At 51.9% G+C, this 21,105-nt stretch carries 21 protein-coding genes and 2 tRNA genes; 11 read left to right on the forward strand and 12 right to left on the reverse strand.

Annotated features, from left to right (window positions below):
• Window positions 1–366 precede the first annotated feature (366 nt).
• The 3 genes from N7922_RS09525 to N7922_RS09535 all read left to right on the forward strand — a co-directional run bounded on the left by N7922_RS09525 (window position 367) and on the right by N7922_RS09535 (window position 3,057).
• A complete protein-coding gene (locus N7922_RS09525; RefSeq protein ID WP_263100303.1) occupies window positions 367–642 on the forward strand; it encodes a flagellar transcriptional regulator FlhD in 276 nt (91 codons plus the stop codon).
• 302 nt (window positions 643–944) lie between these two features.
• Window positions 945–2,483 (forward strand): methyl-accepting chemotaxis protein, encoded by a 1,539-nt coding sequence (locus N7922_RS09530; RefSeq protein WP_263100304.1) that lies wholly within the window; start codon window positions 945–947, stop codon window positions 2,481–2,483.
• Window positions 2,484–2,700: 217 nt separating this feature from the next.
• A complete protein-coding gene (locus N7922_RS09535; protein ID WP_263100305.1) occupies window positions 2,701–3,057 on the forward strand; it encodes a nuclear transport factor 2 family protein in 357 nt (118 codons plus the stop codon).
• Window positions 3,058–3,185: 128 nt separating this feature from the next.
• Here the strand turns inward: N7922_RS09535 and N7922_RS09540 are convergent, their stop codons facing one another.
• On the reverse strand, window positions 3,186–3,710 hold the full coding sequence (locus N7922_RS09540) for a lipocalin family protein (protein WP_263100306.1): 525 nt from the start codon (window positions 3,708–3,710) through the stop codon (window positions 3,186–3,188).
• 118 nt (window positions 3,711–3,828) lie between these two features.
• On the opposite strand from N7922_RS09540, the gene N7922_RS09545 reads away from it, so the two are divergent.
• Entirely contained in the window at window positions 3,829–4,557 is a 729-nt protein-coding gene (locus N7922_RS09545) for a MerR family transcriptional regulator (RefSeq protein ID WP_263100307.1), read from the forward strand.
• A gap of 273 nt (window positions 4,558–4,830) precedes the next feature.
• Window positions 4,831–5,790, forward strand: a complete 960-nt coding sequence (locus N7922_RS09550) for a YbgA family protein (RefSeq protein ID WP_263100308.1) — start codon at window positions 4,831–4,833, stop codon at window positions 5,788–5,790.
• Window positions 5,791–5,900: 110 nt separating this feature from the next.
• Here N7922_RS09550 and N7922_RS09555 read toward each other — a convergent pair whose 3' ends face one another.
• From N7922_RS09555 to N7922_RS09565, 3 genes are all read right to left on the reverse strand, one after another.
• Window positions 5,901–6,425, reverse strand: a complete 525-nt coding sequence (locus tag N7922_RS09555; protein ID WP_263100309.1) for a DUF6622 family protein — start codon at window positions 6,423–6,425, stop codon at window positions 5,901–5,903.
• A 98-nt stretch (window positions 6,426–6,523) separates the two neighbouring features.
• On the reverse strand, window positions 6,524–7,018 hold the full coding sequence (locus N7922_RS09560; RefSeq protein ID WP_263100310.1) for a helix-turn-helix domain-containing protein: 495 nt from the start codon (window positions 7,016–7,018) through the stop codon (window positions 6,524–6,526).
• A 421-nt stretch (window positions 7,019–7,439) separates the two neighbouring features.
• Window positions 7,440–8,801 carry a YncE family protein gene (locus N7922_RS09565; RefSeq protein WP_263100311.1) on the reverse strand — a complete coding sequence of 454 codons (1,362 nt, stop codon included), beginning with the start codon at window positions 8,799–8,801 and terminating at the stop codon, window positions 7,440–7,442.
• 364 nt (window positions 8,802–9,165) lie between these two features.
• On the opposite strand from N7922_RS09565, the gene N7922_RS09570 reads away from it, so the two are divergent.
• Window positions 9,166–10,059 carry an AbiJ-NTD4 domain-containing protein gene (locus N7922_RS09570; RefSeq protein ID WP_263100312.1) on the forward strand — a complete coding sequence of 298 codons (894 nt, stop codon included), beginning with the start codon at window positions 9,166–9,168 and terminating at the stop codon, window positions 10,057–10,059.
• A 220-nt stretch (window positions 10,060–10,279) separates the two neighbouring features.
• Here N7922_RS09570 and N7922_RS09575 read toward each other — a convergent pair whose 3' ends face one another.
• Window positions 10,280–10,999, reverse strand: a complete 720-nt coding sequence (locus N7922_RS09575) for a type 1 glutamine amidotransferase (protein WP_263100313.1) — start codon at window positions 10,997–10,999, stop codon at window positions 10,280–10,282.
• A 118-nt stretch (window positions 11,000–11,117) separates the two neighbouring features.
• Here N7922_RS09575 and N7922_RS09580 point away from each other — a divergent pair, with 118 nt between their 5' ends.
• Window positions 11,118–11,891: an AraC family transcriptional regulator gene (locus tag N7922_RS09580; protein WP_263100314.1), complete on the forward strand. Its 774-nt coding sequence runs from the start codon at window positions 11,118–11,120 to the stop codon at window positions 11,889–11,891.
• Between the two features lie 166 nt (window positions 11,892–12,057).
• Here N7922_RS09580 and N7922_RS09585 read toward each other — a convergent pair whose 3' ends face one another.
• Window positions 12,058–12,627, reverse strand: a complete 570-nt coding sequence (locus tag N7922_RS09585) for a hypothetical protein (protein ID WP_263100315.1) — start codon at window positions 12,625–12,627, stop codon at window positions 12,058–12,060.
• A gap of 654 nt (window positions 12,628–13,281) precedes the next feature.
• On the opposite strand from N7922_RS09585, the gene N7922_RS09590 reads away from it, so the two are divergent.
• Window positions 13,282–13,785 (forward strand): hypothetical protein, encoded by a 504-nt coding sequence (locus N7922_RS09590; RefSeq protein WP_263100316.1) that lies wholly within the window; start codon window positions 13,282–13,284, stop codon window positions 13,783–13,785.
• Window positions 13,786–14,029: 244 nt separating this feature from the next.
• On the opposite strand, the gene N7922_RS09595 is transcribed toward N7922_RS09590, so the two are convergent.
• Window positions 14,030–14,359, reverse strand: coding sequence for a gamma-glutamylcyclotransferase family protein (locus N7922_RS09595; protein WP_263100317.1), 330 nt, complete (start codon window positions 14,357–14,359; stop codon window positions 14,030–14,032).
• Window positions 14,360–14,508: 149 nt separating this feature from the next.
• A tRNA-Asn gene (locus N7922_RS09600) sits at window positions 14,509–14,584 on the reverse strand.
• A 6-nt stretch (window positions 14,585–14,590) separates the two neighbouring features.
• Between N7922_RS09600 and N7922_RS25300 the strand changes: the two genes are divergently transcribed.
• From N7922_RS25300 to N7922_RS09610, 3 genes are all read left to right on the forward strand, one after another.
• The gene (locus N7922_RS25300; protein ID WP_411554187.1) at window positions 14,591–14,749 is read left to right on the forward strand and encodes a DUF5951 family protein; all 159 of its coding nucleotides are present in this window, start codon (window positions 14,591–14,593) and stop codon (window positions 14,747–14,749) included.
• Between the two features lie 11 nt (window positions 14,750–14,760).
• Window positions 14,761–16,236 carry an EmmdR/YeeO family multidrug/toxin efflux MATE transporter gene (locus tag N7922_RS09605; protein WP_263100318.1) on the forward strand — a complete coding sequence of 492 codons (1,476 nt, stop codon included), beginning with the start codon at window positions 14,761–14,763 and terminating at the stop codon, window positions 16,234–16,236.
• Window positions 16,237–16,316: 80 nt separating this feature from the next.
• A tRNA-Asn gene (locus N7922_RS09610) sits at window positions 16,317–16,392 on the forward strand.
• Window positions 16,393–16,453: 61 nt separating this feature from the next.
• Here N7922_RS09610 and N7922_RS09615 read toward each other — a convergent pair.
• From N7922_RS09615 to N7922_RS09630, 4 genes are all read right to left on the reverse strand, one after another.
• Window positions 16,454–17,797, reverse strand: a complete 1,344-nt coding sequence (locus N7922_RS09615; RefSeq protein WP_263100319.1) for a purine-cytosine permease family protein — start codon at window positions 17,795–17,797, stop codon at window positions 16,454–16,456.
• Window positions 17,798–17,860: 63 nt separating this feature from the next.
• Window positions 17,861–18,841, reverse strand: coding sequence for a biotin-dependent carboxyltransferase family protein (locus tag N7922_RS09620; RefSeq protein ID WP_263100320.1), 981 nt, complete (start codon window positions 18,839–18,841; stop codon window positions 17,861–17,863).
• Entirely contained in the window at window positions 18,822–19,712 is an 891-nt protein-coding gene (locus tag N7922_RS09625; protein ID WP_263100321.1) for a 5-oxoprolinase subunit B family protein, read from the reverse strand. The genes N7922_RS09620 and N7922_RS09625 overlap by 20 nt, the downstream gene beginning before the upstream one ends.
• Window positions 19,702–21,096, reverse strand: a complete 1,395-nt coding sequence (locus N7922_RS09630) for an acetyl-CoA carboxylase biotin carboxylase subunit (protein WP_263100322.1) — start codon at window positions 21,094–21,096, stop codon at window positions 19,702–19,704. The genes N7922_RS09625 and N7922_RS09630 overlap by 11 nt, the downstream gene beginning before the upstream one ends.
• Window positions 21,097–21,105: the final 9 nt, after the last annotated feature.

A 21,105-nucleotide genomic window follows, 5' to 3' on the forward strand; every position in this document is an offset into this window, starting at 1 on the left:
TTCCTGCCAAACAGGAACGTAGGGAATATAAATATATGTTAACCATAGGGTCAGGTATTTCTTAATTATTCTTAAGGTTCGCGCCCTCTTATTTTGAAAATATAATATATTTTCATTTTTCCATTGATATATCTTCATTATTACAAGCGGTTATACCTGGCAAAGAAAATAATTTGCAATGATAAACGTAACGAGATAACGGCCCTCATTGTATTAACGAAATGATAATTAATTATTCTTTAACGTCCTGAAATAAGTTTACATTATTTTTATGGCTAATTTTCACTATATATATATTATTGCGGCCGACGGATGATCCAGCCAGGAGGGGCGTTAATTTTTTTGATATATTCTCTGGTGCAAAAAATGATTAAACACGACAACCTTCTGCATGATATTCATCAGTTAAATTTAGCATATCTCTTGCTCGTTCAGCGCCTGGCAAGCGAATCCGGTGACATCAGCCAGCTCAGCAACGGCCTTAGCAATGACATGATCGAGAAAGTCGCGGGATTAACGCTTCCTCAACTCGTTTCTTTAGCAGAAACAAATCAGATTATTGTCAAACCCTCTTTTCAGTGTTCACCATCAGAAAACAGTGGCGCTTACGAACTCTTAAAATCGAACCAGCGTTTTATATAAATAGTGCCGCGCATTACCGTTTTTCATTCTGAGTAATGCGTATCATTTGCCGGGTGGACATTGCCAGTTTCATCAGAAATATATGCTGATATCTGAAACGCATGTATTAAAAAAGAGTTTTGAATTAACCAGAACGTCATTGTTTTATTGTCTGATGATAATATATTCTATCTAACCATTTGATTTAAGGAAATAAATAAAATTGAGTTAAATCTCAATGCTAAATGGTCGATAACATTATTGTTGTGTGCTGCACGCAAGGTGCAGTCATTTTTTAAACAAATTTATCCAAGGGATTAAACATGTCTGTAAGGCGTTTTTCGTTTCTCGTTTTCGGCCTTTTACTCTGTATTTTTCTTGTCAGTTCTGCGTCCAACCTCTGGTCACTGACCCGCAGCAACGAGTCGCTGGACAATGTGAATAAAGAAATTCGTGTGGTGTTGTCGGTTATTGATCCGATAAATCACAGTCGCACCCTGCGCGTGAGGCTTATGGAAGCCATGATTAATGCGTCTTTGGGCGATAAACAGAAAACGCAGGCGTCGCTTGAGAGTGCAAAAGCGGTGATGCAAAAAGCCACGGACGCATTCAATAACTATCAGGCTGCGCCCCCGGTTGCCGGTGAAGAGGCGCTTTCCGCTCCCTATCGTCGTGCCTGGCAAACGTATGTTGATGAAGGGCTGCGTCCGTTGATGGATGCGGCGAGCGCCAACGACACTGTGCGGTTCAACCAGCTGGTTAGTACGACCATCCCGCAACTTGATCGCCAGTTTGAAATCACACTCGATAACCTGCTCGCTTTCCGCGAAAAATACGCCCAGCGTCTTAACAACGACGCGCAGAGTCGCTTTGTGAACAGCATGGTGACGATCGGCGTTTTTGTATTGCTGTTTACCCTGATTATTGCCGCCATCTTTATCCTGCTCAGACGCCGGGTGCTTTCACCGCTGGATATCGCGCGTCGCCATTGCCAGCAAATGGCGGCGGGTGAGTTGCATCTTCCCGTTGTCAGCGGCTCGAAAGATGAGATTGGCGAGATGCTTGGCTCACTGGAGCAGATGCGACTTTCTCTTGTTGAGATCATTACCCAGGTACGTGCTTCCAGTCAGAGCGTTGCGCACGCCGCAGAAGAGATTTCTGCCGGTAATACCGATCTCTCCGCCCGTACGGAAGAGCAGGCGGCTTCGCTTGGGCAGACCGCAGCCAGCATGGAACAACTGACTTCCACCGTGAAGCACACCTCTGAAAACACCCAGCAGGCGAACACGCTTGCTGCAACGATGCGCGATTCCGCGCAGGAAGGGAATACGATTGTTGCAAATGCAGTGATGTCGATGCAGGAGATTGAATCCAGCTCCGGCAAAATAGACACCATTATCTCCTTAATCGAGGACATTGCTTTCCAGACCAATATCCTGGCGCTGAACGCAGCAGTTGAAGCCGCAAGGGCCGGAGAACAAGGGCGTGGGTTTGCTGTGGTGGCAAGCGAAGTGCGTAATCTGGCGCAACGCTCGTCTTTGGCGGCGAAGGAGATCAAGGATCTTATTGAGGCTTCCAGCAGACAAGTGCTTTTGGGGAGCGAAAGGGTGTCGCAGGCGGGCGAAAGCATGCAACGAATTATCACCACTGTTCAGCATGTTTCCGGCTTAATGGCGGAAATAGCACTCTCGACTGGTGAACAGAGCCGGGGCATTGAGCAGATAAACCAGGCTGTTGCACAAATGGATACCGTAACGCAACAAAACGCCGCACTGGTTGAAGAAGCCTCTGCAGCGGCACATTCGCTGAAAGAGCAGTCGCAGGTACTGGAAGAGACGGTAGCCGTTTTTAAACTGAGCTAACGTTACCGCGAAGAATGTACAAGGCAGGCGTTAGCCTGCCTTGTCGTTTGTTGTTGTGAAATTCCTGTCTGTAATAGTGACCTGCTATTATTCTCGGCGGGCCAATACTCTACTCTGTGGCGGTTATTGCGGGCAGCTTTGTGCCGGGAGCGGATGTTTCTTTCCAGCAATTATTACCCTACTAGTTAGTGAGCTAATGTACTTGAGGACAAACACTATGCTCCTGGAGACGCTTAAAAGACTCGAATGTTCTCTTCATGGCGACAAGCGGAAAGATCGGGAATGGCTTGAACAGGTACTTCACGAGGAATTTAGAGAAATCACACGATCGGGTATGTTGGTTGATCGTGCAGAGACAATAGGTACTCTTGCAAGTGAAGTAAATGTACCGACCATTCTCAGCAGCGACTTCCAGCTCATCAGAATAAGAGATAATTTCGCAATATTGCACTACAGGACGTTTAATCCAGATGGCAGTCGAGCATCACTTCGTTCCTCATGCTGGGAGTGTTCTGGTAATGGCCAATGGAAGCTGGTATTTCATCAGGGAACACCGGAGGCTGAGGGCGTTTAGGTGCAAAATACAACTTCCGCTCCTCGCCCACCGCGCGCATGACTTTCCTCCTGATGTGTCGTTTCAGACCAGAAGCGCGTGCATCAAAAAGCACAGCCTCTCTGCCAACAATGCCTTTGCACGCCGCGTTATTGATTTACCCACACCAGTTGATCGACCCTGAAACCCAGATTTCGCGCGGTGTTCAGGTAATCACGTTTTACCGCTTCCGGAAGGGTTGGCGTGCGCGACAGGATCCACAGATAGTCGCGGTTAGGGCCACTGACCAGCGCGTACTGGTAATCATCATCCAGTTTGATCACGTTATAGCCGCCGTAAAACGGGCCAAAGAACGAGACCTTCAGCGCGGCCGTGGTGGGCGTGCCGGTGAAGTAGGCTTTTCCTTCGCTCTCACGCCATTGGTTCTTCAGCGGATCGTACCCACGATTGAGCACGCTAATGCCGCCGTCGCTACGCTTGCCATACGTGGCGGTCACGTGTTCAAGGCCGCGTTCGAAGCGGTTTTCCAGACGGGCGATTTCGTACCATTTACCCAGATAGCGACGGGCATCAAACCCGGTGATGGGCTGAACGCCTTGCGGCGGCGTTGGGGATTTACAGGCAACCAGCGTCAGGGCGATAGCAACGCCGGTCACAACGGGCCATAGCTTCATGAGAACTCCTTTCATTTACACGCCTGGGCGTAAAGTGTAGCGCAAGCATGGCGCACTTCATTCAGGCCGGAAATATTCGTAGTATATTGAGACCATTCTTTGTCATCAGGCCTACCCCATGTCTTACTCCATCGGCGAATTTGCCCGGCTTTGCGGGATCAACGCAACCACGCTACGCGCCTGGCAGCGTCGTTACGGCCTGCTCAAACCACTGCGCACAGAGGGTGGCCATCGGCTGTACAGCGATGATGATGTTCAGCAGGCGCTCAACATCCTCGACTGGGTGAAAAAAGGGGTGCCTGTCAGCCAGGTGAAACCCCTGCTGGCACGGCCCGGTGCGCGCAGAACAAACAACTGGCTCACCCTGCAAGAGAGCATGTTACAGCGGCTGAAAGAGGGCAAAATCGAGTCTCTGCGCCAGCTGATTTACGACTCAGGCCGCGAATATCCTCGCCCGGAACTGGTCACTGAAGTCTTGCGCCCGTTGCGCAGTAACGTCTCGGCCAACATTCCGGCCATGATGACCCTGCGTGAAGTGCTCGACGGTATCATCATCTCCTACACCTCGTTTTGCCTCGAAGGGGATAAAAAAGCGCCGGGGGATAATTACCTTATCACCGGCTGGCACCTTACCGACCCGTGTGAAATCTGGCTTGAAGCGCTCAAGCGTACCGGCCAGGGCCACCGCATTGACGTGCTTCCTGTTCCGCCCGCCATGCTTGCGCCTGAAATCTTCCCGGATCGCAAATGGCTGCTGGTCACCACCGGCAAACTCACCGCGGCGCGCAAAAAGCAGATTGAACTCTGGCAGCAGCAGGTTGTATCCCTCGACGTCATTCCTCTCTGATTCCGTTTCCCCACGTCCCAATACGCCATTGCGAGAGGGACCGATCTGGCGCACGTTAAAGGTCTCCATAAACACACAAAATAAGTTTCAATAACAAATTGAAATAAAAGAATTATATAAAATATTTATATTTAAAACTTGGACAAATAAAAATTATTGTGTAAGTTTTAATTATGCGATGTGCAACATGTTGTTTAAAGACCCGATGAGACTCATGAAAACACTGCCATCATGCGTTTCTTCACCCGACAAGCGCAGTAAGAGGGGATCGCCATGAATACTCAACCTGTTATTGGGATCAGCGGCTGTTTAACCGGCTCTGCTGTCCGGTTTGACGGTGGCCATAAGCGCATGGGCTTTGTGATGGACGGGCTGGGGCAGTGGGTAGCTTTCCAGCCTGTCTGCCCGGAAATGGCCATCGGTCTGCCTGTGCCTCGCCCGGCGTTGCGCCTGGTTCAGACCAGCGACGGCGATTTCCGGATGCGCTTCAGCCATGCGCCACACGATGATGTGACGGAAAAAATGGCCGCATTTACCGACACGTATCTTCCCCGGCTGGGGGCGTTGTCGGGCTTTATCGTCTGCGCCAAATCGCCGAGCTGCGGCATGGAGCGCGTGCGGCTGTATGATGAAAAGGGCAATCGCGGGCGTAAAGAGGGGGTAGGGTTGTTTACCCGCGCGTTACTCGAAGCGTACCCGTGGTTACCAGTCGAAGAAGATGGCCGCCTGCACGATCCGGTGCTGCGGGAAAACTTTGTGGAGCGCGTTTTTGCGCTCCATGAGCTTAACACTCTGCGGGCTAACGGCCTGACCCGCCGCGCGCTGCTGGACTTCCACAGCCGCTACAAACTTCAACTGCTGGCTCACCATCAGGCGGACTACCGCAAGATTGGGCCGTTTGTCGCGTCTCTGCACGAGTGGGAAGACCTGGACGCCTTCTTTGTGGCGTACCGTGAAAAGCTGATGGCGATCCTGAAAAAAACCGCCTCGCGGGAAAACCACACCAATGTGCTGATGCACATTCAGGGGTACTTCCGTGAACATCTGAACAGCCGCCAGCGGGGCGAGCTGCGCGACGTGATCCTTCATTATCGCAATGGGTTGCTGCCAATCCTGGCACCGTTAACGTTACTGAAGCACTACCTGGGCGAGTACCCGGATCGCTATCTGTTGCAACAGAACTACTTTGCCCCGTATCCGGAGGATCTAGGCTTGCGGCTGGCGGTGAACTGAATTCGCATCATAAGAAGGCCCGCATGACCCTGACAGGGGCTCACGACGTTCCACTTTTAGACGACACCTCACTGTCGTCTTTTTTTGCGTGGTGCTCCAGATCCTGAGGGTTAAATTGTCCCTTGTTTACGCTGGCGTTCTTTTTTATACCACGGCACAAACACCCTCAGCGTTCCTCCCCAGAAAATACCGTCGACAAGCCCCGTCAGTAATCCGAAGAGAAGACTAAACGACGGCGCTTCACGCAATTCAGGATGAAGATAAACGGTTGCCGTCAATATATATTTGAGGCCAAAGGCAATGATGATTAACCCGAGGGTTAACGGTGTTCCGGCGCGAATAATGAATCCCGGTGTGTCAGAATGTCTGAGCGGCGGTTGTGAGCGCCATAATAAATACCCGACAGCAATACCTGCCAGCACGCCAATTATCATCGTAAACAAACTGATATCGGGATGAAATGCTTCACGCGTGATGCCGTATATTCCCCAGAGCAGGAAAAATATCGGAAGAAAGAACAGTCTGCCCGGTCGCATTTCTCTGTCGAAAAGGGCATTAATACCGCGATGAAGCAAGTAAATAAACAGGACCCACACCCAGACAGGCGTATTTTGGATATACGGTAAAAAAGACATGTTTTCACCTTTTTGATGAGGCGTTACGGTTGCCGGGCTATAAAAACCACCCGGCTATGCAAATAAAAAGGAGTTAATCAGCCATCGTTCACTGATGACTATTTTTCCCGGACTGAAAGATCATTCTTCTCGCGCAGCAAGCGCTGTACTCTTTTTTGCTGCCACGTGGCGATGCGATCTTTTAATACAAAGATCCGCAGGGCGCGAAAGGCAATAAGCGAACCCCATATGAATGTCACCACCACAGACCAGTAGCTTCCCGGCGAGGAGAGATAATTGACCACCATCAGCACGCTACAGACAAACAGGGCAATAATGAGCGCACGATAAAAACGCGTTTCCTGTTCCACGCGAAGCCTGGCTTCGCTGATACGCGTATCCAGCGTTTCTTCCGCCTTTGTCATATTTCCGGACAGTTCAGCAACGTTTACGTTAAATACTGAGGCCAGCGCGCTGAGCGTTTCCAGCCCGGGTTTATGCCCATTTTCTATACGCTGCACCGTGCGTACAGAAAGGGAAGCCAGTTCTGCCAGTTGCTCCTGTGACCAGGCATTCCTGAGCCGGTACTCTTTCACCTTTTCACCCATGTCCATTGATGCTTCCCGCTGATTGTTGACAGGGACATATTCGCACATCCGTACCTCAACGAACACGACAGACAGGCGACACGATCCTGACAAGAGGGCGACAGCACGGGAGAAGTACAAATTATCCGAATAACGCCAGGAAGAATCAGAATGTTCGACAGGTTGGAGGGCATAAATCATGCAATGTCTGCTTCTCGCATCCTCTTAGCGACTTGCGTTCCGGCAGCTTCGTGCAGCAGACATTGCAACGCGGAGTATGTATTGCAAATTTGAGTTTATGGGTCGAGATGGACGTCAGCCTGCCTCGGGTAAGAGGATGTGAATACCGGTCAGTTATGCCGGGACACACCCCCAACCCATAAGCGGCTGGGGGCTAGTAGTCATGCCAGGCTGATCTGCTCGCGAATAACGTAGCAGATCAAACCCGTTATTTTTTGGGGGTGATTTTCGTCACTGAGCCTGTTTGAGCTTTATCCCCGGTCGTACCATACATAGACACCAGATAAACGGCGCCATCAGGCCCGGCGGTCAGGTGGTTTGGCGTATCATCCATTGGGATATTAGCGACCAGTTTACCGTCCTTGTCCAGAACAGCAACGGTTCCGCCTGCACGCGTAGCGGCGAAAACCTGCGACGTCACGGGATCCCAGACGACAGATACAGCCCCGGCACCAATGTAAGTATCCGCGAGAACCTTGCCGTCCGCATCAAGCACCACGACATTGTTTGTTTCCTGGGAAGCGACGTAAAGACGGCCGGTCTGCGGATCGCGAGCGATGTCGGTTGCGCCTTGCGCCTGAGGTATTTTCACCGTCGTGCTCTTGCCGGTTTTGAGATCAATCCAGCCCACCCAAGGGGTATCACGGCTGACGCCGTAGAGTTTGCCTCCGGCACTGTCAAGGGCAAGATCGGTACTGTTAAACAGCTCGCGCCCACGCTCTGCAACGAACTCCATCTGACCAATATGTTCCAGCGTTTTTGTGTCATAGACCTCGATAAAACCGGTCAACGCTGCGCTGACATAGGCCCGATTGTGGGTTTCATCAATAACCACATCGCGTGGATGGGTGACCGACCCTTCCGGAAAGACTTTCACAGCGGAAAGCGTTTTGGCGTCATAGACGGTCACCGTCTCGGCAAGGGTATTTGTCGTCCAGATGCGATGATGGACATTATCAACACCGACGCCGAAGACACCAATTTGCTCACCCTTTTTGTCTTTAGGCAGCGTAGCCTCCGCTTCGACAGCCAGGGTTTCGGCGTTTAGTCTCATCAGGCGGCTACCATCCTTCGGGCCGCGAGCAGACGTGACGAACAGCTTCCCGTCGGCCGACATTGCCGACTGGTAAGCCCGCTCACCGACGGGAGTTGTTTGCAGCCTGAAAGCCTCTGTATTTTTCGGGGGAATCACCTGGGACAATTTCAGTATGACCTGCGAAACGCTCGCGGGATTTTGCGTAATAACCGTGAGTGGATGAAGGCCTGTAGCAGCATCGGCCGGAACGGTCAGCGGAATGGTGAGGTTTCCCTTCTCGTCGGCGGTCAGTGGCTTAGGTGTCAGGACTTCCGCACCATTCAGCATGGTGACGGTCGTGCCCGCATGTAGGCTCTTAATCGTTATAACCGTTTTATCTCCGGGCTGAACAGGAACGTCCCGTGACCCGGCACGTATGCTGCCAGGAAAGGTAGTGGTGGCCGCTGCCCATTGGCTATCGGCGTATGCCGTTGTGGCGGTTGACATCGCAATAGTGGAGGCCAACAGCACTGAACGGACTGAAATTCTTCTCATCTTATCTCCATAAATTGTATTGATGCTGCATCTCAACGCAGCCACAGGTTATTCCCCACGCGATGAGTCTTACCTTCCGCCATGAGAAGCAGGTCTGGTTATTTGCACATTCAACATATCACATTGATGCAAATAATTATCATTACTGTTTTGAGTGGTATCTTAAATACGGGGGGGTTTGATGTGCAGCAGGTGAACGAGCTGAAGATTTTCCGATAAGGGGCAGCTTTGTGTCGGGAGCGGACATCCATAGGAGAAATAAGCGATCAGTTCTTAAATTCGTTGTAATTTTTTGTATTCGCAAAGGGATTTGTGTTGGTTGTATAATTGCCTAATATTCATACAGTTGAATGGGAGATATGGAATGAAGTTCTCGCACAGACATGGTTTTGATCCTGAGTATAATAAAAAGCCGATACGGGAAGATGCCCCAGAGTGGCTTCGCTCTTTATTTTTTGTAACTGTTCTCGATAATTTTTTGTACATTGATGGTGATAGCCGCATTGCGAATGATGAGAACAAGCCTCTGGGTATTAAGGCTTTGATCGAGCGACTTTGCGCAGAGAATGGTCAAGAAACAGATCATGAGGATTTCGATTCATGGTACTGCCATGATGCTTTGAAAGCACGTTTGCAACATATGCATTGGTTTCAATTTTACGATGCTGTTGAGATCATTGGAGATCTATTAAGAAAAAGAGATGCAGAGAGAGGCCATACTTGGGGTAAGAAGGTATTAGAAGACATTACTTTTACATCATATCGTCAGAAATTGAATGAGTTATTCGCATCTCGGAATATTGACTGGAAAATGAATTCTGCTGGTAGGTTAGAAACACTATTACCAAATGAACTAGAACAAAAAATCGATGAAAATAATAACTTATTGCAAGACCAGTTTGAACCTGCAAGAAGGCACTATGTGAAAGCCCGGGCTTTTGCATTAGGTGCGCATAAGGATCCAGAAAATTCCATAAAAGAATCGATAAGTGCAATAGAAAGCATGTGTCGGACTTATTATCCGTCAGCCTCAACCCTGGGCGAGGTATTAAAACTGATGAGAAAAGAAAACACTATCTCACCTATGCTATTAACTGTAATAGAAAAATTTTACGCTTATACAAATGCAGAGCCAGCAGTAAGACATGGTAGCAACAAGGTTTCTTCTGTCTTGGAATACGATGCTGAATTCGTGTTGCATATATCAGCAGCATTTATTAGAACAATAATACAAAGAAAAGCTGTTTGGGATAACTAAGCCAGACTTACAGCCAACTGACCGTCTCTTATTATTCAAAACATAATAATGTTAGGTCCGCTCCTCGCTCACAGCGGACCTTTAGCTCAGGTAGCTTGTCCGCTTTGTGCCTGGAGCGGACGTTACTCAGCCTTTGTTGTTACAACTATATGAGAAAAGGCCACTTTATTGGCATGATTAAGTCACACCCGGCAATAAGCATGACCGGGGATTTTCGTGTTTAGGCTGATTTATAGTGAGCTTCCAGTTTATCCAGGAAACCAAAGAGTATCTGATTCATTTCACTGTAATCGTGTGCACGAAGTTGCTCCGGCGTGTCCACAAAACGGTACTCTGCAGCACGGTTCAGGTCTTTTTCAGAATGAGCTATCAGTTGTTCAACAACATCAAGCGTCAGCTCCATGTGGCACTGGAACCCAAATACACGATCTGAGTATGAAACTATCTGGCGTGGACAACCTTCACTGTAAGCAATGATTTTTGCATCAGGCGTCAGTCCTGGCATGTCGTTATGCCAGTGACCCACTTCCAGCGTCTTCGTAAAGTGAGAGAACATTTCATCCTTGCTTCCCTCTTCTGTCAGCATGATCGGGAAATTACCTATCTCTTTTTCAGGGCTGTGAGCGAACGGCGCGCCCAGCGCTTCACCGATCAGCTGTGAGCCGAGACAGATGCCGATAACCGCCTTGCCGGTTTTAATAGCGTAAGCAATCAGCGCCTGCTCACCTTTTGAATCAAAGTGCGGGCACTCTTCCAGTGTAGTAACGGGATCTTGCGGCCCCCCCATAACGATCAGGAAATCGATGCCTTCGGCATCCGCTGGCAGCTTATCGCCTGCATATACACATGAGTAAGTCACATCATGATCATGATTTCTGGCCCATGTTGCGTAAGCGCCTGGGGCTTCAAAGCTTTCATGTACGATAAAATGTACTCGCATTCGGATATGCTCCTGTAATACCTATATAATCTGAATAATAAACAACTCACTTATCCACCCAAGCCAGGTTCTGGCTGGTTTCCACTTCGATATCATAATTGCAGGGGCTAAATCTGAAATGCCAGGTAGTATAGATAAAGCGCCAAGACATGATGCAGCGATAGGTTGGTCAAGTACCGCGATAAGCTATCAACGTGGAGAGGCAGACCCTTCCCATCATCATGTTGAGGGGCAGCTACTGTTTGCCGTTAAGGGGGTAATGCTAGTTGAAACAGAGAGTGACCGCTGGGTAATACCTCCTCAACGTGCATTATGGCTACCGCCTCTTCAGATCCATAGTTACAACCTGCTTTCCAATACAGACCTGAGAGCTATCTATTTCAGCTGCAGCCTTATTGCCGAATGCACGAATTTTACGAAGAGCAACCTGGTACATGTGATTACTGCTACGCCACTGGTGAAAGAGCTCATAGCCGGGCTATTCAGTGAGGAATATAACGGTTCGAGTCAACAGAAAATGGCTCTGTTGCTTCTGGAAATTCTCAGCGAGGCTCCCCCTTTAGCTGCGGAACTTCCAATGCCGCATGACGAGCGATTATTCCGCGCGGCCAGAGAGCTATTAGTTAATCATCGCTGGGCTGCATCATTGAGCGATCTGGCTTTTATGGCAGCCATGTCTGAACGTACATTTTCGCGACTGTTTATTAAGGATACTGGCTTTAGTTTTAGAACATGGAAGCAGAGAGCCAGGATTTGTGCTTCGTTAGACCTGCTTGCAAATGGTATACCAATCAAACAGGTCGCTTACCAGCTTGGTTTCTCATGCCCGGCTGCATTTACCGCTGCTTTTCGCTCTGTTCTGGGTTCAACGCCGCGCGATTTTTTGCCGTAACGAATTACTCATGTCCGCTCCTCACCTGCAGCGGACGTTATGAATCCCTGATGGTCCAGGCCAAAAGAGAGAGGCGGGTGTTTTAATAAAACCACTATGACGTCATCGGTTTTATCATCAACGCCTTTGTTCGCCCCCCGGTAAGTTTCTGAGCCCGTTGTTTCCCTTATACACAGGGGCCTGTGGCGCATCCGTACATCATGAACAGCGGAAACAAGGGCACTAAAGGGATCAGAGCGATGGTTCCAAGCGTGCTCAGGGTTTCGGTCTTGTCATTGATTGATACCACTACAGGGCGTTCTAACTGGTAAGGCGCTGCCAGTTCCGGAGCGTGCGAGGAGGACCAAAATCCCGCAGCCTTAAACAGAACGCCGAGGCGATCGTTATCGATCTGAGCCGCCTTATACTCATTGACCAGCACTGTAAGCTGCCCGGCATCCAGCTTGCGCTTATCAATCACCACCAGGTATTCTGCCGTCACTTCATGTTCTTTTACTATAAAGTTAACCCGCACCCCGGAGGCCTGTTGATGAAAGCGTTCATAAAATGTCTTATAACGTTGATACTCCTGCGGCATGCCCTCACGGAAAAAACGGTAACTGTATTTAGCTGAGCTGGCGATAATGCCTGACTCAATAGGCTTAACCGCCACAATGGTATCGGTAGGCGGCAAATTTGGTGCACTTGTACACGCTACTAGCATGATCGCTGCCAGCAGCGATAAATATTTCTTCATTTCAACCATTCCTGTTCGCTATTTCCTCTGTGACATCCGGACATTTTCGTTAAGACGTGATTTACAAATGTCCCACAGCACGGCGAGTGATCGTGCGTACAGCATTCTGGAACAAAAGCTGTATGTTGGTCAAAAGTAATGACTTCTGGTACCCGTATCAGGCGAACCGAGCGGGAAGAAAGCCTGTGACATTCGGCCTGCTTTAGCATGCCTTTGAAATACCTCAGGACATTTTCCTGATACTTCCGCAGCAGACATCGTCACCCCTGTTTGTGATTGAAATCACAAAAGATTGCCGTGCTTGCAATGTTGTGCATAAGACAATGTGATTCTTGTTGCATTAGAGCAGAAAACTTCACCACAAAGCGAAGGGGGTCAGGCATATATCCTGAATCTGATATAAACCTGATTTTATAAAAGACATGTCAGAGGAGATATTGGGCTGAAATTTATTCCCACGGAAGACTGCACACACCATCTACCACGAAAGCATCGGTAAATGATTATCTGCTTGCCAGAATTCCTGCGCGACTCTGCAATATGACTCGTGCCGAAAATACGTGTACCGAAATCGCGCTTTGCAAATTCGTCTGCTTTTAAATGTCGTGAATATATTCATTTGTTATCCTTAATCTGTTGAGATATGAGGGGCGTATGAAAACGAAAAATCTATTTACATTGTTAGCGGTTGTTATAGCACTTAGCAGTTGTAGTTCATCGCAAACAGGAGAAAAAACAAGTAGTGCAAAGGTAAACGCGCAAAATACGCAAACAACCAGTGAGGTGAAATCAGTACCACCTACTGACATGCAAGTGAAGTCGACCTTTAATAGCATAACCACATGGAATAAAGGACAACAATTCTTAAATGTCATTGGGTCAACCGACGATCCCAAAATTGATAATAAGTCCTGGATAGCGATATACAGAGAGAAATGTGGTTTCGATCCTGGCAAAAATAGTGCTACGGGTGCCGTCTGCCCTCAAAATGCGCTTGGCGGACATGTGGTGAAGAATGGACAATCACAATATCCGGCCAAAAACTCGCTAGTTTATATTGTTCCGATTTGCACCAGTGAAAACAACCAGCCTAATTTGCAAATGACAATTGCTGCAAACGGGACGTGTGCAGTGGTGCTGAATTATTGGATGAAATAAAGAAGATGGTTATCCGCAAGGATATCTCAGGCCCGCAAGAGTAATTAATGCCTGTCCCGCGACGAGGCCTTGGCAAAGGCCTCGTGATTAAAACTGCCCGATGTACCATTTATTAAAATTGAGTGCTGCACTTTCAGGCGGCGACAACTCCGCGGTGGCCAGTGCGACCGGAGAAATCAGCAAAAGTGAAATAATCAAACTTTTCACATCAATCATGCCTGTAAATCACATAAGTCGGATATCGCTACACCCCTGGCTGTAACTGATAAATCCACGCGGTGACGTGTCGGTTATCCACCGTGGTTACGGTCACTTCTACCCGATCATAGCCATCTTCAAATTCATCCAGCATTGACCAGTGTGCCTCCAGGTTGTCGGATAAAAACAGATAACCCTGCACCTGCGCGCCATCGTTATTCAGCACAATTCCCGGAAAATCCGCTGCGGCGCCCCAGCCACGTTCGTAAAACGTACCCGTCACATAACCTGGCAACCACTCGCCACCGATATTTTCCAGAATGTGAGCATTAGAATGACCCGGGCGAAGCGTACCGTAGACAAATAAAGCGTCCATTTTTCCTCAATATACAAAACAATGACCACCCAACGGGCAGGGGACTTTCACCATACGGTTTCGTGGCAGGGTTCGCAACGGCCAGCGGATACGGAAAAGTGATAACGCAGAAAAGCAAAAAGCCTGCTCGAAAGCAGGCTTCTTAAATGTGGCTCCTCTGACTGGACTCGAACCAGTGACATACGGATTAACAGTCCGCCGTTCTACCGACTGAACTACAGAGGAATCGTTGTGGAGGCTTATCTTAGCGGCGAAAAAACATTTGTCAAACCTCATTTTAGCTCAGCGCGTTCGTCTGCTGCTTCCCTCGACAGTTTGCCGCAATTAGCAACGATTTCTCAGGAAATGCTTTGCAGGATCAGGGTTTCTCCCCCATTATTTGAAATGTAGTTTCACCCTTCGTGCTAAGGAAAATTTTGAACGTCGTCACCACCCTGCGCCAGGCTGTCATGCGCACCCCCTGGTACAAAAAACGTAAGAGTTACCGTGTCCTGCTCTGGCGAGAAATCACCCCCCTTGCCGTACCTATCTTTCTGGAAAACACCTGCGTTCTGATGATGGGCGTGCTCAGCACCTTCCTCGTGAGCTGGCTGGGTAAAGAAGCGATGGCGGGTGTCGGCCTGGCAGACAGCTTCAACATGGTGGTGATGTCCTTTTTTGCAGCTATCGATCTCGGCACCACCGTGGTAGTGGCCTTTAGCCTCGGCAAACTCGACGCGGAACGGGCGAGGGCGGCCACGCGGCAATCGCTGGTGATCATGACCTTATTTGCCATTGTGCTGGCGGCGGTAATCCACGCCTTCGGCACGCAAATTGTCGATTTCATCGCCGGGGCGGCCACGCCGGAGGTGAAAGCGCTGGCGCTGACTTACCTGGAGCTTACCGTCATTAGCTACCCGGCGGCGGCCATTGCGCTTATCGGCAGCGGGGCGCTGCGTGGCGCGGGCAATACCAAAATCCCGCTGTTGATTAATGGCGGTATGAACATTCTCAATATCCTCATCAGCAGCGTGTTGATTTACGGTCTGTTCGGCTGGAAAGGGATGGGCTTCGCCGGGGCGGGGCTGGGGCTGACTGTCTCCCGCTACATTGGCGCGGTAGCGATTATCTGGGTGCTGATGATTGGGTTTAATCCGGCGCTGCGCATCTCGCTGAAGAGTTATTTCGAGAAACTGAACTTCGCCATTATCTGGGAAGTGATGGGCATCGGTATTCCCGCCAGCATCGAGTCGGTGCTGTTTAACGGCGGCAAATTGCTGACGCAAATGTTCGTCGCCGGAATGGGCACTAACGTCATCGCCGGTAACTTTATCGCCTTCTCGGTGGCGGCGCTGATCAACCTGCCGGGCAACGCCCTCGGTTCTGCCTCGACCATTATCACCGGCAAGCGGTTGGGCAAAGGGCAGATCGCGCAGGCGGAACGGCAATTGCGGCATGTGTTCTGGCTTTCAACGCTTGTTCTGACGGCGATTGCCTGGGGGACCGCGCCGTTTGCCGGGCTGTTCGCCGCGTTTTACACCCGGGAAGAGGATGTAAAAGAGGTGGTTAAAGTGCTTCTGTGGCTTAACGCTGCGTTTATGCCAATCTGGGCGGCCTCCTGGGTGCTGCCCGCCGGGCTGAAAGGCGCGCGCGACGCCCGTTTCGCTATGTGGGTGTCGATGCTTGGCATGTGGGGTTGCCGCGTGGTGGCGGGGTACGTGCTGGGGATCATGCTCGGCATGGGCGTCATCGGTGTCTGGCTGGGAATGTTCCTCGACTGGGCGGTGCGCGGCGTGTTGTTTTACTGGCGTATGGTCAGCGGTCGCTGGCTGTGGAAGTACCCGAAGCCGCAGAAAACGTCAGCGCAACGCACTCTTTCTGCACAGAGTGGAGAATAATTCGGCAAACGCGCTGAAATGTGAATTCAGGCTTTGACAAGGGCAGGGGGCGCCGCTAATATTCGCCCCGTTCACACGATTCCTCTGTAGTTCAGTCGGTAGAACGGCGGACTGTTAATCCGTATGTCACTGGTTCGAGTCCAGTCAGAGGAGCCAGATTTAGAAAAGCCCGCTTTTTAGCGGGCTTTTTGCTTTCTGCTATACCGCCATTTATCGATCAGCGGCGAACACTTGCCGGGCGTCGGGGTTTGGGCAGTTTATTGACACTCACCCGCGCCCACTGGCTAAAGAGCGTGTACAAACCGCAGGCGGAGACAAACGTGGCCACTGCCGAAAACGCGGCGAATGAGGCGGGTCCCTGCATCAATACAATCCCCAGCGCCACGCTGATAAACCATGCGCCCACCCCCACGGGATTAATGGCAACTTGCTCGTGATCGGACGGCACGTTATGGGCAATCCCGGCCAGCGCCACGCCCACCCAGGCCACCACGAAAACGCCCTGATAGGCCAGCGCCTGCAACAACCAGGCGAACACATCCGCCAGCATCAGGATATACACCACCACGCCCACCACGCAGGCCCAGACCAGTTTGGGCAACTTCAGGTTAAACAAACTGTGGAAAAAGACCTGCATATTGACGGTGGCGAGATAATAGTTGGCGGTATTAATCCGCGTCTGCGTCACCCACACAAACCCCAACCCGGCAATCCCCAGCAGATTTAAAATCGCTACCACTACCGCGGTTTCACTGAGCGCTCCGGCATCGTGAAGACTACTGGCGAGGTAAATCCCCGCCACGCCATTGAGGAAAAACGTGACCAGATAAAACGGCATGCCGAAGTTGAAACGCGCGTGGTACTTGCTGTCTTCTTCTCGGCCAAACCGGGCGTAATCGAAGGTGTACATCATTAATACCCAGACGCCCATGTAATAGGTGAAGCAGTTCCACCAGCCCCACGGAGAAGGATTGGCCGGGCCATACTGAAGCCAGTTTGCCTGGTAGCCGTAGTGCATCACCGAAACGACGATCGTCGCCAGTAACCCCAGCAGATAGAACGGCAGCAGTACGCCGTTAAATTTATCCAGCCAGTGCTGAACGCTGCCGAAAATCAGTGGCACGCTGTAAAGCACCACCAGCGCTGCCGCCGCCCAGTAGACCACGCCCGGAAAGAGGTGGTTGATGGCAAAGGCGATAACGGAGCCTTCAAACACGGCGTAATAAATGGCGGTGGAGAAGAAGATCAGCGTCGCCAGCGATGCACCCATCCGCCCGAACAGGCGGCGTGAGAACTGGGCGACAGACAAGCCGCTACGGATGGCGAAGCGGCTGATAACACCGTTAATCAAACCGTAAGAAACCACGGACAACGCCATCCCAATAATGGCGTTAACCGCGCCGTAGGTCAGCGCCAGAGACGCGCCAACCACAATGTAAAACACGGCGCTGCACACCGCCCACCAGGCCATTGTGAGGGAGAGTTTTCCCATGCGCGCCGGTTCCGGCAGCGCTGACCGATCAACATTATCCGCAGCGCGGGATTGTGGAGCTGAAGCCATAGCAACCTCCTGAAACACGCAATAACCAAAGAGTGACGCCACGGGGCGATGCCCCGGGCAGGGTTAACGCAACGCGTTCGCTAACTGCGCCAGCCGTTGCTGAGACTGACGGCGGGCAACCAGCGCCTCATCCAGCGTGACGGGCATAAAGCGAACGTGTTGATTCGGCTGTAACTGACCAAGAATGGCAAGATCGGGGCTGATAACCGTCCCCAGCGTCATATAACCGCCGCCCGACACCGCATCGCGCAGCAGAACAATCGGTTCCAGTCCTCCCGGCACCTGAACAGAGCCAATCGGGTAACAGGCATCGACAATATTGGAAGGATCGGAGCCCGCGCCAAACGGCGGCGTCCGCGGCGTGAACGCCAGTGGCTGTCCGCCCTTCAGGCGGTAGCCTGTCCGGTCGGCTTCGGTGCTCACATGCCAGCTGTCAGCAAAGAAGGTGTCTACCGCTGCTGGGGTCAGGCGATGAATATAGAGACCTGGCACCAGTCGCAGGGTGACGGATTTATCCAGCACCGGCAGTAACGCGTCGGGAACGGTGTTCCCTTCCCGGTGGGAACGCACGTCGTTGACCGGGTGAACGTTGAACGCGTCACCCGCCGCCAGCCGCCGTCCCTGAAAACCCCCCAGCGCCCCCAGCGTATAGGTTGAGCGGCTTCCCAGTACGCGCGGCACATCAATGCCGCCAGCGATGGCCAGATAGCCACGGCATCCCTGGCGCGCAGGCGCAAAGCGCAGATGTTGCCCGGCGCGGATATGCAACGCGGTGTGCGCAGCGGCTGGCTGATTGTCGATGATCGGCGTCATCGACGCGCCGCAGACAGCCACCAGCGCGTCGGCGGAAAAATGGAGCTCCGGCCCCAGCAGCGTCATCTCCAGCACGGCATCATCCACCGCATTTCCCACCAGCAGATTCGCCATCTGCATCGAGTAAGGATCCAGCGCGCCGGAGGGCGGTATCCCGAGGTGGTAATACCCTTCACGCCCGGTATCCTGCACCGTGGTGGCAAGGCCGGGCTTAATCACATTGATGGTCATACAGCCCCCTTTTCAACTGCTGCGGATAGCCCTGTGGATCGGCAAGAAAGTCGGCAAGCACAAACGTCACATCGCGAATGCGCGGGGAAAAGACACCGTTTTTCACCTGTTCGCGGATGTCGTCATAGGTCTGGCGGTCGATCGCCCGAAACTGAACAATGTCTCCCGCTTTGAAAAACACCATTTCGCTTTGCAGATACGGCAGACGCTGCGCCGGGTCGTAAATGGGCATCGGCGTTATGCCAAACAACTGGTACCCTCCCGCGCCACGCACGGAGTAGATACAGCCGAAACAGCCGCCATGGCCGAGAGACAGACCCGGCGTATCGGTACGCGGGCGCAGGTATTTCGGTACCTGTAACTGTTTTTCCCGCCCGACCATCTGGTACATAAACGGTAACCCGGCAACAAACCCCACCATCGACACGAACCATGGCGTCCCGCTGTGGGCGGCAATAAACGCGTCTTTATCCGTATAACCGTTGATGTGTGCGGCATAATCGAGGTCGCTTCCTTCCGGTGCCTGGTGACGATCGCGAAAACGCATTAACGTCTCGTGTGTCCACGGGTCGTTGTACAGCACCGGGACTTCAATAATGCGCGTCGCCAGCGTACTGTCGCCATCACTGTCGGCTTCCAGCGCCTGTAGCCTGGCGAGCAGGGTGTGCGGCGGGAGTTCGTCCGGGTTGAAACGCACCTGGAAAGAGGCGTTAGCAAGGCAAATATCCAGCACGCCGGGAAGCTGACACGCCTCCAGCGCCCGTGTCAGCGTCAGGCCGCGGAAAAAGGCGCTTAACGACATGGACTCTTCAATTTCGGCAAAGAGGTGTTCATCCCCGCCAAACGAGTAGCGAATCGGGTTACTGACCATAGCGACGGATCTCCTGTATCTGAGCCGATGAGTCGCGCTCCGCCAGCCACTGCTCAAGGGTGGTTGTCGTGAATTCACCCGCCTGCAATTTCGGATGTTGCAGCAGCCACTGGTGAAGCGGCGCGGTGGTTTTGATGCCACGGAGTTCAAGGCTATCGAGCGCCTGGCGTGCGCGAGCCAGCGCCTGGGGACGATCCGCGCCCCAGGCGATCACTTTGGCCAGTAAGGAGTCATACCAGGGGGGAACGCGGTAGCCACTGAAAACATGGCTGTCGACGCGGATACCTTCACCGCCCGGCCACACCACACCGTCTATTCGTCCAGGGCAGGGAAAGAAATTCTTCTCAGGATCTTCGGCGTTAATGCGCATTTCGCAGGCACTACCGCTCAGGCGTACATCCGACTGCGCCAGCGTCAGCGGCTCACCGTTGGCAATACGCAACATCCATTGCACCAGATCGACGCCCGTCACCATTTCGGTCACCGGATGCTCCACCTGGATACGGGTGTTCATCTCGATGAACCAGAACTCGCCGCGCGTTTCATCAAACAGATATTCCAGCGTACCCGCACCGCGGTAGCGTAAGTGCCGCGCCAGTTGTATCGCGCTGTCGCAGAGCGTGGCCCGCTGGACCGGACTCAGGGCGGGCGAGGGTGCTTCTTCAAAGATTTTCTGCCGACGGCGCTGTAACGAACACTCGCGATCAAACAGGTGGATCACCTGCTCACCATCACCCAGGATCTGCACTTCAATATGCCGCGCACGGGCGATAAACCGTTCGAGGTAGACGGCGCTGGAGCCAAAGGCAGCTTTTGATTCACTCTGGGCGACAGGGAATTCACGCGCCAGCGCCTCATCATCCTCCACCACGCGGATCCCGCGACCGCCGCCGCCAGCGGCTGCTTTAATCAGACAGGGATAACCGATTTCCCCGGCGCGAATTTGCGCCGCCTGCACCGTTTCCAGCACCCGTGAACCCGGCACAACAGGTACGCCTGCATCTGCTGCAGTACGGCGCGCGGCGGCTTTATCGCCCATCACCCGGATGGTTTGCGCATCCGGTCCGACGAAAATATACCCGGCCTGTTCCACCCGTTCGGCAAACTGGGCATTTTCCGACAAGAAACCATAACCAGGGTGAATAGCATTCGCGCCGCTTTGCGCAGCGGCCTCCAGTAGCGCGTTGATATTGAGATAACTGCGCGCGGCTGGTGCCGGGCCAATGATGCACACCTCATCGGCCAGATTGGCAGCGAGGCTTTCACTGTCAGCCTCGCTGCAAGCCGCTACCGTCGGGATCCCCAGTGTTTGCGCAGCACGAATAATACGCACCGCTATTTCCCCACGGTTAGCAACCAGTAGTTTTTTTATTTTCCCCGCCATATCTCCTCC

It is taken from the genome of Kosakonia sp. ML.JS2a, assembly GCF_025642095.1.
Lineage (GTDB): Bacteria > Pseudomonadota > Gammaproteobacteria > Enterobacterales > Enterobacteriaceae.